At 67.8% G+C, this 14,113-nt stretch carries 14 protein-coding genes; 6 read left to right on the top strand and 8 right to left on the bottom strand.

What is annotated here, in order from left to right; genetic code table 11:
* Positions 1-726 carry a rhomboid family intramembrane serine protease gene (locus EYE42_RS13845; RefSeq protein ID WP_130991914.1) on the top strand — a complete coding sequence of 242 codons (726 nt, stop codon included), beginning with the start codon at positions 1-3 and terminating at the stop codon, positions 724-726.
* On the opposite strand, the gene mnmC2 is transcribed toward EYE42_RS13845, so the two are convergent.
* Positions 723-1,394, bottom strand: a complete 672-nt coding sequence (gene mnmC2 / locus EYE42_RS13840) for a tRNA (5-methylaminomethyl-2-thiouridine)(34)-methyltransferase MnmC2 (protein WP_130991913.1) — start codon at positions 1,392-1,394, stop codon at positions 723-725. The genes EYE42_RS13845 and mnmC2 overlap by 4 nt on opposite strands.
* On the opposite strand from mnmC2, the gene EYE42_RS13835 reads away from it, so the two are divergent.
* On the top strand, positions 1,393-2,451 hold the full coding sequence (locus EYE42_RS13835) for an NAD(P)/FAD-dependent oxidoreductase (protein WP_130991912.1): 1,059 nt from the start codon (positions 1,393-1,395) through the stop codon (positions 2,449-2,451). The genes mnmC2 and EYE42_RS13835 overlap by 2 nt on opposite strands.
* Positions 2,452-2,521: 70 nt before the next feature.
* Here the strand turns inward: EYE42_RS13835 and EYE42_RS13830 are convergent, their stop codons facing one another.
* Complete coding sequence (locus EYE42_RS13830; RefSeq protein ID WP_246020807.1) at positions 2,522-3,052, bottom strand: NnrU family protein; 531 nt, start codon at positions 3,050-3,052, stop codon at positions 2,522-2,524.
* A 57-nt stretch (positions 3,053-3,109) separates the two neighbouring features.
* On the opposite strand from EYE42_RS13830, the gene EYE42_RS13825 reads away from it, so the two are divergent.
* Complete coding sequence (locus EYE42_RS13825) at positions 3,110-3,673, top strand: DUF4202 domain-containing protein (RefSeq protein ID WP_130991911.1); 564 nt, start codon at positions 3,110-3,112, stop codon at positions 3,671-3,673.
* Positions 3,673-4,350 (top strand): CbiX/SirB N-terminal domain-containing protein, encoded by a 678-nt coding sequence (locus tag EYE42_RS13820; protein ID WP_246020806.1) that lies wholly within the window; start codon positions 3,673-3,675, stop codon positions 4,348-4,350. Before EYE42_RS13825 ends, EYE42_RS13820 begins: the two co-directional genes overlap by 1 nt.
* Here the strand turns inward: EYE42_RS13820 and EYE42_RS13815 are convergent.
* On the bottom strand, positions 4,345-5,061 hold the full coding sequence (locus EYE42_RS13815) for a GNAT family N-acetyltransferase (protein WP_130991909.1): 717 nt from the start codon (positions 5,059-5,061) through the stop codon (positions 4,345-4,347). The two genes, EYE42_RS13820 and EYE42_RS13815, sit on opposite strands and share 6 nt — an antisense overlap.
* Positions 5,058-5,798 (bottom strand): competence/damage-inducible protein A, encoded by a 741-nt coding sequence (locus EYE42_RS13810; protein WP_130991908.1) that lies wholly within the window; start codon positions 5,796-5,798, stop codon positions 5,058-5,060. The genes EYE42_RS13815 and EYE42_RS13810 overlap by 4 nt, the downstream gene beginning before the upstream one ends.
* Positions 5,799-5,902: 104 nt before the next feature.
* Here EYE42_RS13810 and map point away from each other — a divergent pair, with 104 nt between their 5' ends.
* Positions 5,903-6,700 carry a type I methionyl aminopeptidase gene (map, locus tag EYE42_RS13805; protein WP_130991907.1) on the top strand — a complete coding sequence of 266 codons (798 nt, stop codon included), beginning with the start codon at positions 5,903-5,905 and terminating at the stop codon, positions 6,698-6,700.
* On the opposite strand, the gene EYE42_RS13800 is transcribed toward map, so the two are convergent.
* The 4 genes from EYE42_RS13800 to kynU form a co-directional block, all read right to left on the bottom strand.
* Positions 6,652-9,744 (bottom strand): efflux RND transporter permease subunit, encoded by a 3,093-nt coding sequence (locus EYE42_RS13800; protein WP_130991906.1) that lies wholly within the window; start codon positions 9,742-9,744, stop codon positions 6,652-6,654. The two genes, map and EYE42_RS13800, sit on opposite strands and share 49 nt — an antisense overlap.
* Positions 9,741-10,847, bottom strand: coding sequence for an efflux RND transporter periplasmic adaptor subunit (locus EYE42_RS13795; protein WP_130991905.1), 1,107 nt, complete (start codon positions 10,845-10,847; stop codon positions 9,741-9,743). Before EYE42_RS13795 ends, EYE42_RS13800 begins: the two co-directional genes overlap by 4 nt.
* Positions 10,844-11,908, bottom strand: coding sequence for an efflux RND transporter periplasmic adaptor subunit (locus tag EYE42_RS13790; RefSeq protein WP_165455798.1), 1,065 nt, complete (start codon positions 11,906-11,908; stop codon positions 10,844-10,846). The genes EYE42_RS13795 and EYE42_RS13790 overlap by 4 nt, the downstream gene beginning before the upstream one ends.
* 64 nt (positions 11,909-11,972) lie before the next feature.
* Entirely contained in the window at positions 11,973-13,160 is a 1,188-nt protein-coding gene (gene kynU / locus EYE42_RS13785) for a kynureninase (protein ID WP_130991903.1), read from the bottom strand.
* Positions 13,161-13,224: 64 nt separating this feature from the next.
* Between kynU and EYE42_RS13780 the strand changes: the two genes are divergently transcribed.
* On the top strand, positions 13,225-14,016 hold the full coding sequence (locus tag EYE42_RS13780; RefSeq protein WP_130991902.1) for an alpha/beta hydrolase: 792 nt from the start codon (positions 13,225-13,227) through the stop codon (positions 14,014-14,016).
* Positions 14,017-14,113 lie beyond the last annotated feature (97 nt).

The following is a 14,113-nucleotide window of genomic DNA, read 5'->3' as shown; positions in this document are numbered from 1 at the left end:
GTGTTCCCGATCCGCGACCATAACCCGTCCGAACAGACGCCCTGGGTCACGCGGGGGTTGATCCTGGCCAATGTGATCCTGTTCCTGGCCACCCTGCCGATGGTGCAGGGGGGCGAATGGCTGTGGACGCGGCTGGCGCTCTATCCCTTGGCGATCATGCAGGGAGAGTTGCTGTGGGGCCTGGTCACGCACATGTTCCTGCATGGCGGGATCATGCATATCATCGGCAACCTGCTGTTCCTGTGGATCTTTGGCGACAATCTCGAGGAACAGCTTGGCCATTTCGGCTTTCTGGTCTTTTATCTTGTTGCGGGCCTGGTCGCCGCCGCCGCCCAGATCGCGGCCGAGCCCTTCTCGACCATTCCCATGGTCGGGGCTTCGGGCGCGATCGCGGGGGTGATGGGCGGCTATCTGCTGCTGTTCCCGCGCGCCAAGGTCGACATCCTGGCGATCTTCATCATCTTCTTCAAGGTCTTCACCCTGCCCGCCTGGGTGGTTCTGGGGATCTGGTTCGCCATCCAGATCCTCGGCGGCTTCAACACGCCCGGCGACCAGGGCGGCGTGGCTTACTGGGCCCATGCGGGCGGCTTTCTGGCCGGGGTCGCGCTGACGCTGCCGCGCTTTCTGCGGCTGGGCGGGCCGGGCTTCTGGGCGCGCACCCACGGCCACCCCCCGCACCCCGAGGCGGTCTATGCGCCGACCCGTATCCCGCGCATCGAACGCTAGATCCTGACGCCACGGCTCATGTGCCGCTTGCGGCCGAAACCGGGCTGCCGTTCCACCGCAAATCCCGCCGCCGTCAACGCACGGCGCACCGCCCCGGCGGCGGTATAGGTGGCAAAGGTGCCACCCGGCAGGGTGCAGCGGCCGACATGCCCCATGATCTCTGCGTCCCACATGCCCGGGTTCTTCGCGGGCGAGAACCCGTCTAGAAACCAGGCATCCGCCCGTCCCTGCCAGCCGGGCAGGGTCTGTGCCACGTCGCCCATCACCAGCCACAGTTCCACGGGGCCGACATGGATCACGTCGCCTCCCCACCCCGCGCGAAGCTGCGCCGACAGATCGTCCAGTTCGGGAAAGGCGGCATGGGCCCGTTCCATCTGGGCCAGGCTCATCGGCCAACCCTCGAAGCTAGTCATGATGACAGGCACGGCGGCCACCTGCGCCAGCGCCAGGCAGTTCAGCCCGGTCCCGAACCCCAGTTCGGCCACATGAAACCCCGGCCGCAACCGCGCGGGCAGGTCGTTGCCGTCCAGAAACACATGCCGGGTTTCTGCAAGCCCGCCTGCAAGGCTGAAGTAGGGATCATCAAAGCAGGTGGAAACCGGCACGCCCCCTTCGCGCCAGTCAAGCTGCGGGTGGCAGGCGGGATCGTGATCGGATAACGCGCTCATGCGCGCAACTAGGGGAAGGTTACGGGCCTTGACAAGCGTCACGATCGTGGGCGGGGGCATCTTCGGGCTGGCCTGCGGGTGGGAGATGACCCGGCGCGGCGCATCCGTCCGCCTTTTCGAGGCCGTGCGGATCGGCGCGGGATCGTCGGGCGGCCATGTGGGCGCGCTGGCGCCCCATGCGCCCGAAAACTGGAACTCCAAGAAGGCTTTCCAACTGGACAGCCTGCTGATGGCCCCGGCCTTCTGGGCAGAGGTCGAGGCCGCATCGGGCCTGCCCACGGGCTACGGCCGGATGGGCCGGTTGCAGCCCGTGGCGGATGCCGCTGCCGCAGACCGGCTGCAGGATCGCATCGCCGCCTCGCGGCATCGCTGGCCCGGCGGCTGCGCGATGCGCCTGACGCCTGCGCCGCAGGGCAAGCTGATTCCCCACAGCCCTTCGGGCCTGTGGCTTTGCGACGGCCTGACCGCCCGCTTGGCACCCCGTGCCGCAGCCGCCGCCCTTGCCACGGCCATTCGAAACCACGGCGGAGCGATCCTGGAAGGGCAGCCGACCGACATTTTTGCCGGCCCGCTCCTCTGGGCCACCGGCACGCCGGGACTGGCCGATCTGTCGCGCGATCTGGGCCGTCCCATCGGCATGGGCGTCAAGGGACAGTCCGCCCTGTTGCGCCATGCCGCACCCGACACGCCGCAGGTTTTTGCCGACGGGCTGCACATCGTGCCCCATGCGGACGGAACGGTGGCGGTCGGCTCGACCTCCGAGAACGATTATGACCATCTGGACCCAGACGGCCAGATCGACACCCTGATCGCCAGGGCGCGCGCTGTCTGCCCGCCGTTGCGCGACGCGCCGGTCATCGACCGCTGGGCGGGCGCCCGCCCGCGCGCCCGGACCCGCGCCCCGATCCTTGGTCCCTGGCCGGGCCGCCCCGGCCATTTCGTTGCCAACGGCGGCTTCAAGATCGGCTTCGGCATGGCCCCCAAGATCGCGCAGGTGATGGCCGACCTGATCCTGGACGGCCACGACGCCATCCCGGACGGCTTTCGTCTGACCTGACTTCTCTTTGGCACAAATATCCTCCGGGGGGTTTTGGGTGGACGAAGCACCCGCCGGCTTTCGCCTGCCGTCAGGCAGGCAAGGGCGATACGCCGATCACCAGCGGATGAAGATGCAGAAATGCCGCCCAGATCAGCATCGCCAGTGCGATCCGTCTCCATGTCACCCGAAACGTCCCCGGCAGACCTGACCGCAGCAGGCCCGACAGCGCAAAGATCACCATTCCGCCGAAGAACAGCGCATGGGCCAGGTCGCCATTGGCAGCCAGGTGCCCGCCCGCCCACAGGGCAAAAGCCGCAATCAGCCCCGACATGCCGACGGACAGGGCCGCAACCAGGATCGCCGTCGGCATGGCGATGTTGACCAGCCAGCGGCTCCAGCCCGGCTGGTCCCACAAGGGGACCACAGGCGCGCGCCCCGCTGCCAGGATCAGCCAGTACAGCAGGCCGATCGACAGCAGGCTGAAGGCGGCCAGATACCCCCGCCGTCCCAGCCGCGCCACCAGCCAGCCGCGCGGGCCGGGCAGCGCCGGGATCATGTGCGCCCCCAGAAACAAAGCCCAAGCCGCAATATATTCGCCCCAGCCGGTCATTCCCTTCATCTAGCCGCTTGCAGGCCGGGGCGCCAGCGGGTGAAACTGCCCGGAAAAGGATGCCCCATGACGACCAAGCTGGACCAGGCCTTTCAGGCCATCGACGCCGCCAATGCCCGCGATCCGAAGCTGGAGGATGGCACCCCCGCAAACCTGCTGTACGGCCAGCGGATGACCCAGGAACAGGAACGGCTGTTTCCCGACGCATCCGACGTGCTGCGCATCGCCTGCCGGGGCCAGCATGTCGAACGCTGGCTGTTGCCGCGCGATGCCTATCCGATGGACCGGGCGGGTTATCTGGCCTGGCGCCAGGAACAGGGGCGCCGCCATGCCGACCGCATCGCGGGCATCATGGCGGACGCGGGTTATGGCGATGACGACATCGACCAGGCCCGCAGGATGCTGACCAAGCAGGGCCTCAAGCGCGACGATCAGGTGCAGGCGCTCGAGGACGTGATCTGCTTTACCTTCATCCGCTGGTATCTGGGCGACTTCATGGCCGATCATGCCGACAAGGGGGTGCCCCGGATCATCGAAAAGACCGCCCGCAAGATGTCGCCCGAGGGCCGCGCCCGCGCCGTGCAGGAGTTTCCGATGCCCGATGCGCTTGCCCAGTATTTCCGCGACTGATGCGCGCCGTCATCGTATCCCACGGCCAGCCCGGCGACCCCGCACCCCAGCAGCAGGCCGTCGAGGATCTGGCGGCCCGCGTCGCCGCCTGCGATCCGGGTTGCGCGGTCGCAGGCGCGACTCTGGCCATGCCCGGCGCCCTGGCCGCCGTCGCGGAGAACGACAGCCTGATCTATCCGATGTTCATGGCCGAAGGCTGGTTCACCCGCTCGGAACTGCCCCGGCGGCTGGCACAAGCGGGTGCGGCGCGCGCGCGGGTGATGCGCCCCTTTGGTACCGATCCCGCCCTGCCCGGCCTGATCGTCGCGCAGGCCCATGCCGCCGCCGCAGCCCAAGGATGGACGCCGGGGGACACGACCCTGCTGCTGTCCGCGCATGGATCGCAGCGGTCGCAGGCATCCTTCACGATCACCAATGTGCTTGCCGAAACCATCGCCCCGCATTTCGCGCGCGTCGTGACCGGCTTCGTGGAACAGGAACCCTTCATCGCCGACGCGGCGCGGGGGTTGGAACGCGCGGTCAGCCTGCCCCTGTTCGCGCTTCGCGCCGAGCATGTGCTGGACGACCTGCCCGAGGCGCTGGATCAGGCGGACTTTACCGGCCCCCGGCTGGATCCGATCGGCCTTGCCCCCGAGGTGCCGGCGCTGATCGCCGCCAGCATTCGCGCCGCGCTATAGGTCGCGGACGTAATAGGCATAGCCCGCGACCTCGGCCAGGCCCAGACGGTCCCAGGCCGCGCGGGCACCGGAATTTGTGCGGCTGACGGCCAGACCCAGGCGCGTGGCCCCCTGTTCCTGCGCCCAAAAGGCCGCCTGCCGCATCATCCAGCCCGCAAGGCCGTGCCGGCGGAACGGCGGCAGCACCTCGACGGCGTGAACCATGGCCTCACAGCCGGCAACGGCAACAAAGGCAGCCCCCGCCGCCCGGTCCCGGACCCGGCCCAGGATCGCGGCCTTGGGGCCGGTCACGCGCTCCATCACCGCCTGCCTGGCGCGCTCGATAGCTCCTGCCGCCCAGATGTCGCGCTGGATCGCCAGGGGCGGCCAGACGGCAAAGGTCATGATCGGCGGAATGGTCCGGTCGGTCAGGCTTGACAGCGGGGCGGTCATGATCGCGGTGGGCGTCTCGCGACGGTAACCGGCGGCCAGAAGGGCGGCGATGAGACCGGTGTCGTCGTCCATGACCCGAAACACCGGCTGCTGGTCCCAGGCACGGTGAACCCGTTCCGCCAAGGCGATGTCGTCGGGCACCCATGGCCCGACCGCGCGGGCCGAACTGACACGTCCACCGGCGCCCAGCCCGCGGCCCACACGAAAGCCCCCGGCATCGGCATATTCCGCTGCGGGCCAGGTATCCTCGAACGCCTGGGCCAAGGACGCGTCGATCACAGCGACAACCGCTGCTTCAGCACCGCCATCGCCTCGGCCACGCGCGCAGCGTCAAGGCCGCGCACCACAAGGTTAGTGCCCCAGCCGGTTTCGTCGTGAAAGGGATAGGAGCCCAGCGACAGGTCGGGATAGTCGCCTGCCACGGCCTTGAGATCCTCGGCCACGTCGCTTTCGCCGCGCCTGACCTCGACGGTGTCGGATTGCACGGGGCGCCCTGCGGACAGGCGCGGCACCAGCCAGGCGACCATGGCGCGAAACACTTCGGGCACGCCCGCCATGACATGGGTGTTGCCGATCGAGAAGCCCGGCGCGGCCGACACGGCGTTGTCGATGAGCCGGGCACCCACGGGGATGCGGGCCATGCGCAGGCGGTTCTCGGTCAGTTCGAACCCCATCCGGTCGCAACGGGCTTGCAGGATGGCGCGGGCATCGGGATGAATCTCGACCGTGGTGCCATGGGCATCGGCCACGGCGTCGGCGGTGATGTCGTCGTGCGTGGGGCCGATCCCGCCGCTGGTGAACAGCAGGTCATAGGCGCCGCCCAGGCTGCTGTCCAAGGCCCGGATCGCCGTCACGATCTGGCGGTGGTCGTCTGACACTACGCGCATTTCCCGAAGGTCGAAGCCGGTCGCGGACAGCACCTGCGCCAGATGGTGGGCATTCCCTTCGCGCGTGCGGCCTGACAGGATTTCGTCCCCGATCACCAGGATCGCCGCCGTCGGATTGTCGGATTGCATCGCCCGCCCCCTGATGCTGTGTCCTGCGCATCTATGCGCAGCGGCGGGGCTGGAACAAGTGGGCGGCCGGGTCTATCTATTCCCCCGGGACGAAAGGATCACCGATGGATCAAAGCCACATCACCAAGGAAGGCATCCGCATCCACCTGCCCGAGGATTTCAGGGGAATGCGCAAGGCGGGGGCCGTGGCCGCGCAGATCCTGGACGAGGTGGGGCCGATGGTCCAGCCGGGCGTGACCACCGGCGCGCTGGACGATTTCATCACCCGCCGTGTGACCGAACTGGGCGCCACCTCGGCGACCATCGGATATCGCGGATACGAGCATGGCAGTTGCATCAGCGTAAACCATGTCGTCTGTCACGGCATTCCCGGCGACAAGGTTCTGGCAGACGGCGACATCCTGAACATCGACGTGACGGTTATCGTGGACGGCTGGTATGGCGACACCAGCCGGATGTATGTGGCGGGACGCGCGTCCATCAAGGCGAGGCGCCTGATCCAGGTCACGCATGATGCGCTGATGAAGGGGATCGAGGCCGTGCGCCCCGGTGCCAGCTTTGGCGACATCGGCGCCGCGATCCAGTCCCATGCCGAAGGCCACGGCATGTCGGTCGTGCGCGATTTCTGCGGCCATGGCCTGGGCCGGGTCTTTCATGCACCCCCGAATGTCCTGCATTTTGGCCGACCCGGCAAGGGGCCGATGCTTGAGGAAGGGATGTTCTTCACCATCGAGCCGATGGTGAACCTGGGCCGCCCCGAGACCAAGGTTCTGGCCGACGACTGGACCGCCGTGACCCGCGACAAGTCGCTGTCGGCGCAGTTCGAACATTCGATCGGCGTCACCGCCACCGGCTACGAGATCTTCACTCCCTCGGAGAGGTTCTTTCCCGATCTGGGCTGAGGGTCGGAGCCTTCCGGCCCGACCCGCATCACGGCGCAATAGAGCGCGGGAACGAAGACCAGCGTGATCAGCGTCCCGGCGATGATGCCGCCCATCATGGCAAATGCCATCGGTCCCCAGAACACCTGCCGCGCGATGGGGATCAGCGCCAGCGACGCGGCGGCCGCCGTCAGCAGGATCGGCCGGGCGCGGCTGTCAGAGGCCTCGAACACGGCCTGCCACGGGCTGCGGCCTTTGTGCAGCAGTTCCTGGATCTCGTGGACAAGGATGACCGAATTGCGGATCAGGATGCCGATCAGCGCCAGAATCCCCAGGATCGCGACAAAGCCCAGCGGCACGCCGAACGGCACCAACACGGCCACGACGCCGATCAGCCCCAGGGGGGCCGCGGCAAAGACGATCAGCGACAGGCGAAAGCTTTGCATCTGGGTCATGACCAGGATCGCCATGACCAGCAGCATCACCGGCACCACGGCGGCGATGGGCTCTTGGCTGTCGGCGGATGTTTCCACCGTGCCGCCCAGGGCGATGGTCACGCCAGGGGGCAGGCCCGCCTGGAATTCGGCCACGGACGGGGCCAGGGCCTCGACCAGGGTCGCCGGCTGGTCGGTTGTGGCGATGGCAGCCTTGACGGTGACGGTGGGCAGGCCGTTGCGCTGCGCGATCAGCGGCTGTTCGGTCGCATAGTCCAGCATCACGATGGATGACAAGGGCAGGCTCTGCCCCGTGGTCAGCACCAGTTGCAGGTTGCGGATCGAATCCAGCGAAGTGCGATCCTCGGCCTGACCCCGTGCAACCACATCGATCAGAAAGATGCCGTCGCGCAACTGGGTCACGATCCGGCCTGAAAACAGGGCGGACAACACCTCGGCCACGTCCTGGCTGGTGATCCCCAGCCGGCGGGCCTGATCCTGGTCGATTTCCAGGCGGACCACGCGGGCCGGTTCGTTCCAGTCCATCGAGATGTCGCGCAGCCGGGGTTCGCGGGCCAGCACGGCGGCCAAGTCAAGGGCCGCGTCGCGGGCCGCGTCGGGATCGGGGGCGCTGACCCGGTATTGGACCGGCTTGCCCACCGGCGGGCCGATTTCCAGATTCTTCACAAAGATGTCCACGCCGGGAAACTCGCGCGCGGCCTTGTCCATCAGCAGCGTCTTGAGCCGGTCCCGAGCCGCCAGATCGGGTGTCTGGATCACGATCTGGCCCATGTGGGGACCGGGCGTCGGCACGTCCATCGACAGCACGAAACGCGGTGCGCCGCTGCCCACATAGGATGTCCAGAACAACACGTCGTCGTTGTCCGCCAGCACCGATTCCAGCCGGTCCATGTCGGCCTGCGTCCTGGCGATCGAGGTGTTCTGCCGTTCGACGATGTCCACCAGAACCTCGGTCCTGTCCGACGTGGGAAAGAACTGCTGCTCGACAAAGCGCATCCCCCAGACCGACAGCCCGAACAGCGCCAGCGTCAGGGCGATCACGGTCCACCGGAACCGCATCGACCACCGCAAAAGCCCATGGAACCGCCGCCGCAGCCAGCCGGGCTTGGGTTGCTGATGGGCGGCATAGGGTCGCAGAAAGGTGACGCCCAGCAGAGGGGCGAACAGAACCGCCACGATCCACGAGACGACCAGCGACACGGCGATCACCACGAACAGCGAAAAGGTGAATTCGCCCGCCGCCGAACTGTTCAGACCGATCGGAATGAAGCCCGCCACCGTGACCAGAGTGCCCGTCAGCATCGGGAACGCGATCGAAGTCCATGCATAGCTCGCCGCACTTTCCAGCGATTCGCCGATCTCCAGCCGGGAAATCATCGTCTCGATGGCAATCATGGCGTCATCGACCAGCAGGCCCAGCGCGATGATCAGAGCGCCCAGCGAAATGCGCTGGAGGGTGATGCCATACAGGTCCAGAACCACGAACGTGATGGCCAGAACCAGCGGAATGGTCAGCGTAACGACAAAGCCCGCACGAAAGCCCAGGCTGACAAAGCTGACGATCAGCACGATCAGCACCGCCTCGGCCAGCGCCGTCACGAAGTTGCCCACGGCATGATCGACGACCTGGGGCTGATCGGCGATCTTGGCCATCTGGATGCCGACAGGCAGTTCGGCCGCGACGCGGGCCATCAGCGCGTCCAGTTCCTTGCCGAATTCCAGGATATTCCCGCCCTGGCGCATCCCCACCTGCAGGCCGATGGCCGGCTGGCCGTTATAGCGAAACAGCGACTGGGGCGGGTCCTGATAACCGCGCCGCACGGTGGCCACGTCGCCCAGGTTGAAGAACCGCTCGCCCACCCGCAAATTGACGGCGGCGATGGCATCGGCATCGTCGAACTGCCCGCCCACGCGCACCAGCACCTGTTCCGGTCCCGCCTGGATCAGGCCCGAGGGCGGAATGGCGTTCTGCTGGGCCAGGGTCGCCACGACCTGCTGCTGGTTCAGGCCCAGCGCCGCCAGCCGCGCCGAGGAAAATTCCAGAAAGATCTGTTCGCGCTGCTCGCCCAAAAGCTCGGTCCGGCCGGCGGCGTCCAGGGCTGCAACCTGCTTGCGGATATCCTCGACCCGATCGCGCAATTCGCGCGGGGAAAAGCCATCGGCGGTAAACGCATAAATGTTGCCGAACACATCGCCGAAATCGTCGTTGAAACGGAACCCGGCGAATTCCCGCGGCATCTCGGGACGGATGTCGGCCATCATCTCGCGCACGCGCTGCCAGATCTGGGGGACGCGGGGGCCTCGGGTCGTGGGCAGCAGTTCGACATAGACGACCGCCTGTCCCGGCGCCGTGAGAGAGCGCGTGAAATAAAGCTCGTCCAGTTCCTCGAGCTTCTTTTCGATGCGGCTTGTGACCTGCCGGGTCGTTTCCTCGACCGTGGCGCCGGGCAGCAGGGCATTGATGACCATGACCTTGATGGTAAAGTCGGGGTCTTCCTCGCGCCCCAGCCTGTTATAGCTGATCGTTCCCGCAACCAGCGACACGATCAGCAGGAACCACACAAAGCTGCGGTGCTTCAGCGCCCAGTCGGACAGGTTGAACCGCGTCATGGCTGCACGCTGGGACCGACCGCCTGCCCGTCGCGCAGCGAGTTGACGCCACGAACCACCACCTCGTCTCCGGGATCGAGGCCGCGTTCCACCAGAACCCCGCCGCCGAATTCGCCGGCTAGGGCGACGGGCACCGCCTCAACCGTTGCGCTGACGCCGGAACGCCGGACCCGCCAGACATGGGGGGTGCCGTCGCGCCGGAAGATGGCGGTGGACGGGATCGTCAGGGCGGGTTCGCTGGCGGTGCCCAGCCGTGCCCGGACCAAGGCGCCCAGACGGAAGGCGGCGTCGGGGGGCAGGGTCAGATACAGTCGCCGCGTGCGGGTGGCCGAATCCGCGACAGGGTCGATGCGGTCCAGCACGGCCGGCACCTCTCTGGACGGATCGGAGCTTTGCCAGATGGTGAAGTCCGTGTTCTCGGGCAGGCCCGCCAGCGCGGATTCGGGCAGGTCGATCACCGCCTCGCGCCCGTCGTCGGCAGACAGTTGCAACACCGGCGTTCCCGTACCCAGCACGTTGCCCGGAGTTTCATAGATGGCGCTGACGACCCCGGCAAAGGGGGCGGTCATGCGGGCATAGCCCTGCGCGTCGCGCGCCTGCACCAAGGCCGAGCGGGCCTGTTCGGCACCGGCCGCAGCCGCGGCGGCGGCACGCTGGGCCTGTTCCAGTTGCGCCGCCGACGCGACGTTGCGTTCGGCCAGGGCCTGGGTCCGTTCCAGGGTCAGGCGGGCGGTGTCGCGCTGCACCTCGGCCGAGGCCAGCGCGGCTTCGGCGGCCCGGGTCGAAGCCGCCAGATCCTCGGCGGCAAGCGTCGCCAGCAGGTCGCCCTGTTCCACCCGGTCGCCCAGTTCGACAGGACGCGAGACCATCCGCCCCAATGTCTGAAAGGCCATGGTTACCTGCGTGCGGGACGCAACGATGCCGGGGATCGACCGGGCATCTATGCCGCGGTCCTGCACGATTTCGGACACCACCGGTCGGATCGGATCGGGAAGGGGGGCGGCGTCGCGGGCGACCGCCCCGAAACTCAGCCATTCGGGCAAGCCCAGGGCCGCGGCGGGGGCTGCCGCCAGCACGGCGGCCAGGATCACTGAAACCTTCATGGCGCTGCCTCGGCCTGACGCACAAGCCTGCCCGGATACAAAAGCTGCGATCCCGCGCCCACCACGACATCGCCGGCTGCAATGCCGTCCGACAAATAGATGACGCCGTTGGCAAAGCGGCTGATGGTCACGGGAACCAGACTGACGCGATTGTCGGCATCGACCCGCCAGACCGCCGGCCTGTCGCCATCGCGCATGATGGCGGTCCAGGGCACCGCGATCCGGGATTTGGCGACCAGATCCACGCGCCCGCGCACCGCCGCCCCCAACAGCGCGGTGTCGCCGGCCACATCCTGAATCCTGACCCGCATTGCCACCGTGCCCGAAACCGGATCGACCAGAGGAGAGATTTCCGACACCGTCCCCTGCATCGTCGGACGGTCGATGTCGATGGTGTCCAACCGTACGGGATTGCCCATGGCGCTGTCCAGCCGGTGATGATCGGGGGCATCGAACACGGCCTCCAACCCTTCCAGTGCGGCGATGGTCAGCACCACCTGGGCCGCGCCGACGATCTGGCCCGGAGCCATGTCACGCGCCGTGACGACGGCATCCTGGGGCGCGCGCAGGACGGTTTCACGCACCGCGCGCCGGGCCTGTTCCAGCCCACTTTCGGCGCGCCGGGCCGCGCCCTCGGCCTCGGACAGGCGCTGCGCCGCCTCGTCGCGCGCCGCACGGGTGCCGACGCCCCGTCCCAGCAGGGCTTCGGCCCGCTCGCTGGCCTGACGCGCCTGGGCCAGATCAGCCCCCGCAGCGGCCAGAGCGGCTTCGGCCACGCGCAGGGCCTGATCCTGCTGGACCGAATCCAAACGCGCCAGTTCCTGCCCCTGGCGGATGCGGTCGCCCTTGTCCACCAGGACACGGATCACCCGGCCCGCCTGCCGAAAGCTGAGCTGCACGCTGTCGGCGGCAACAATGCTGCCCGACAGTTCCAGATCCAGCAGGATGGGGCGTTCCTCGGCCGTGACCAGTTCGACATGCAGTCCGTCATCCTGCGCCCATGACGGGCAGGCCGATGCAATCGTGAGGGAAATGACCAAGGCCCATCGAAATCCGTGCATGAACATATCCTGTCGAATGCAGCAGTCTTGCGCCACAAAACCTGCCGGGTAAACCCCCTTGTCCTTAGGTCACCGCCGCTTTTCGGTGAAACATGTCGTTCTTCCATGTTCCCTTGTGCAGGATCCGCGCCAATGTTCCGACCGCCCGGGCCACGTCATCCGCATGGTTGTAAAGCGGTGCAAAACCGAACCGCAGCACATCGGGCGCACGGAAATCGCCGACCACCCCCTCGGCGATTAGCGCCTGCATGATTGCATAGCCCTGGGGATGGCGGAACCCGACCTGAGAGCCGCGTTTTCCCGGATCGCGCGGACTGTTCAGCACAAGATCGGGGCATTCCGCCTCGACCCCCGCGATGAAGGCCTCGGTCAGGTCGACCGAACGCGCGCGCAGGTCCGGCAAGGCAACCCCGTCCCAGACATCCAGCGCGGCATCCAGCGCGGTCAGCGCAATGACCGGGGGCGTGCCCACCCGCATCCGTTCCACCCCCGACGCCGGCCGGTAATCCATGTCAAAGGCAAACGGCGCGTCGTGGCCCATCCAGCCTTGCAGGACCGGCTGGGCGGCATCGGCATGGCGCGGATGGGTCCAGATGAAGGCCGGCGCCCCCGGCCCGCCATTCAGATACTTATAGGTGCAGCCGACCGCGAAATCGGCATCCGCCCCGGTCAGGTCCACATCCACCGCGCCCGCCGAATGGGCCAGATCCCAGACCGTCAGCGCCCCCGCATCATGGGCGCGCGCGGTCAGCGCGGCCATGTCGTGACGCCGACCGGTGCGATAGTCCACCTCGGTCAGCATCAGCACGGCCAGGTCGGGGGCGATCGCGGCCTCGACCTCATCGGGCGCGACCACGCGCAATTCGGCGCCGACCGCGCGGGCCAGACCTTCGGCGACATACAGGTCTGAGGGGAAGTTGCCGCTGTCCGACAGGATCACCCGGCGGCCGGGTCGCAGGCGCAGGGCCGCGCTGACCGCCTGGAACACCTTGATCGTCAGCGTGTCGCCCATCACCACCTGCCCCGGCCCGGCACCGATCAGCCGGGCGATCCGGTCGCCGACCTTGCGCGGCTGGACATACCAGCCCGCCCGGTTCCAACCCCCGATCAGCATCTCGGACCATTCCTCGGTCATCATCCGGGCCACGCGGTCCCTGGCGGCGATCGGCATCGGCCCCAGCGAATTGCCGTCCAGATAGGTGATGCCCTGGGGCAGGTGAAAGGCCCGGCGGGTGGCGGCGAAATCGGTCATGGTCGGTTCCCTGTCTTGACGGCCACGCTAGCAGCAGCCTTTGCTGCCGGAAAGAGAGGGACCAATGCTCTATCACGTCACTGACTGGGACGACGCCTATGCCAACGCCGCCCATATTCCGCAATCCGATGGCTTCGTGCCCCGATGGACCGCCGCCGCCGAAACCTTTCGCGACCGGCATCCGCCCCAACCGCTGGGCCGAGGGCACCTGTTTCGTCCGGCAGGCACCGCGCGGGGGCTGATGGTGTTCATCCATGGCGGCTACTGGATGCGCTTCCATCCAGGCCTGTGGTCGCATCTGGCGGCGGGCGGATTGGCGCGGGGCTGGGCCGTGGCCCTGCCTGCCTATACCCTGGCGCCCGAAGCGCGGATCGGGCAGATGGTCCGCGAGGTCGCCGCCGCGATCACCGAGGCGGCGGCGCAGGTCGATGGCCCCATCGCGCTGACCGGCCATTCGGCGGGCGGGCATCTGGCAGCGCGCATGGTCTGCGACGATGCCCCCTTGCCCGATGCGGTGGCTGCACGGGTGACGGCCTGCCTCTCCATCTCTCCGCTGACGGACCTGCGGCCGCTTCTGCGCACGGCAATGACCGAAACCCTGGGTCTGGACAGGGCCGAAGCTGTGGCCGAAAGCCCTGCCTTGCTGAACCCGCGACCGGGCATTCCCGTCACGACCTGGGTGGGCGGGTCCGAACGGCCGGAATTCATCCGCCAGGCCCGCTTGCTGTCGAATGTGTGGGCAGGACTGGGGGCCGCGACCGACTGCGTGATCGATCCCGGACGGCACCATTTCGATGTGATCGACGGGCTGGCAGATGGGGACAGCCCGCTGATGGAACGGCTGCTGAGGCTGTGAAGTCCGCGGCCTTCGCCCCCGTCAGCCCCAGCGGCACCTGCGGCACCTGCGGCGCGATGGCAACGATCTGGCGGGGCGGGCCCGCCGCCCTCCTGAC

Source organism: Paracoccus subflavus (assembly GCF_004310345.1).
In the GTDB taxonomy this organism is placed as follows: domain Bacteria; phylum Pseudomonadota; class Alphaproteobacteria; order Rhodobacterales; family Rhodobacteraceae; genus Paracoccus; species Paracoccus subflavus.
Note: the sequence above shows the minus strand (reverse complement) of the source record. Positions and strands in the feature narration are given on the sequence as shown.

Coding starts and splice junctions, on each gene's coding strand:
- EYE42_RS13835 (WP_130991912.1), top strand. CDS start 1,393: ATGCGCGCAACTAGGGGAAGGTTACGGGCCTTGACAAGCGTCACGATC.
- mnmC2 (WP_130991913.1), bottom strand. CDS start 1,394: ATGAGCGCGTTATCCGATCACGATCCCGCCTGCCACCCGCAGCTTGAC.
- EYE42_RS13830 (WP_246020807.1), bottom strand. CDS start 3,052: ATGAAGGGAATGACCGGCTGGGGCGAATATATTGCGGCTTGGGCTTTG.
- EYE42_RS13825 (WP_130991911.1), top strand. CDS start 3,110: ATGACGACCAAGCTGGACCAGGCCTTTCAGGCCATCGACGCCGCCAAT.
- EYE42_RS13820 (WP_246020806.1), top strand. CDS start 3,673: ATGCGCGCCGTCATCGTATCCCACGGCCAGCCCGGCGACCCCGCACCC.
- EYE42_RS13810 (WP_130991908.1), bottom strand. CDS start 5,798: ATGCAATCCGACAATCCGACGGCGGCGATCCTGGTGATCGGGGACGAA.
- map (WP_130991907.1), top strand. CDS start 5,903: ATGGATCAAAGCCACATCACCAAGGAAGGCATCCGCATCCACCTGCCC.
- EYE42_RS13800 (WP_130991906.1), bottom strand. CDS start 9,744: ATGACGCGGTTCAACCTGTCCGACTGGGCGCTGAAGCACCGCAGCTTT.
- EYE42_RS13795 (WP_130991905.1), bottom strand. CDS start 10,847: ATGAAGGTTTCAGTGATCCTGGCCGCCGTGCTGGCGGCAGCCCCCGCC.
- EYE42_RS13790 (WP_165455798.1), bottom strand. CDS start 11,908: ATGCACGGATTTCGATGGGCCTTGGTCATTTCCCTCACGATTGCATCG.
- kynU (WP_130991903.1), bottom strand. CDS start 13,160: ATGACCGATTTCGCCGCCACCCGCCGGGCCTTTCACCTGCCCCAGGGC.
- EYE42_RS13780 (WP_130991902.1), top strand. CDS start 13,225: ATGCTCTATCACGTCACTGACTGGGACGACGCCTATGCCAACGCCGCC.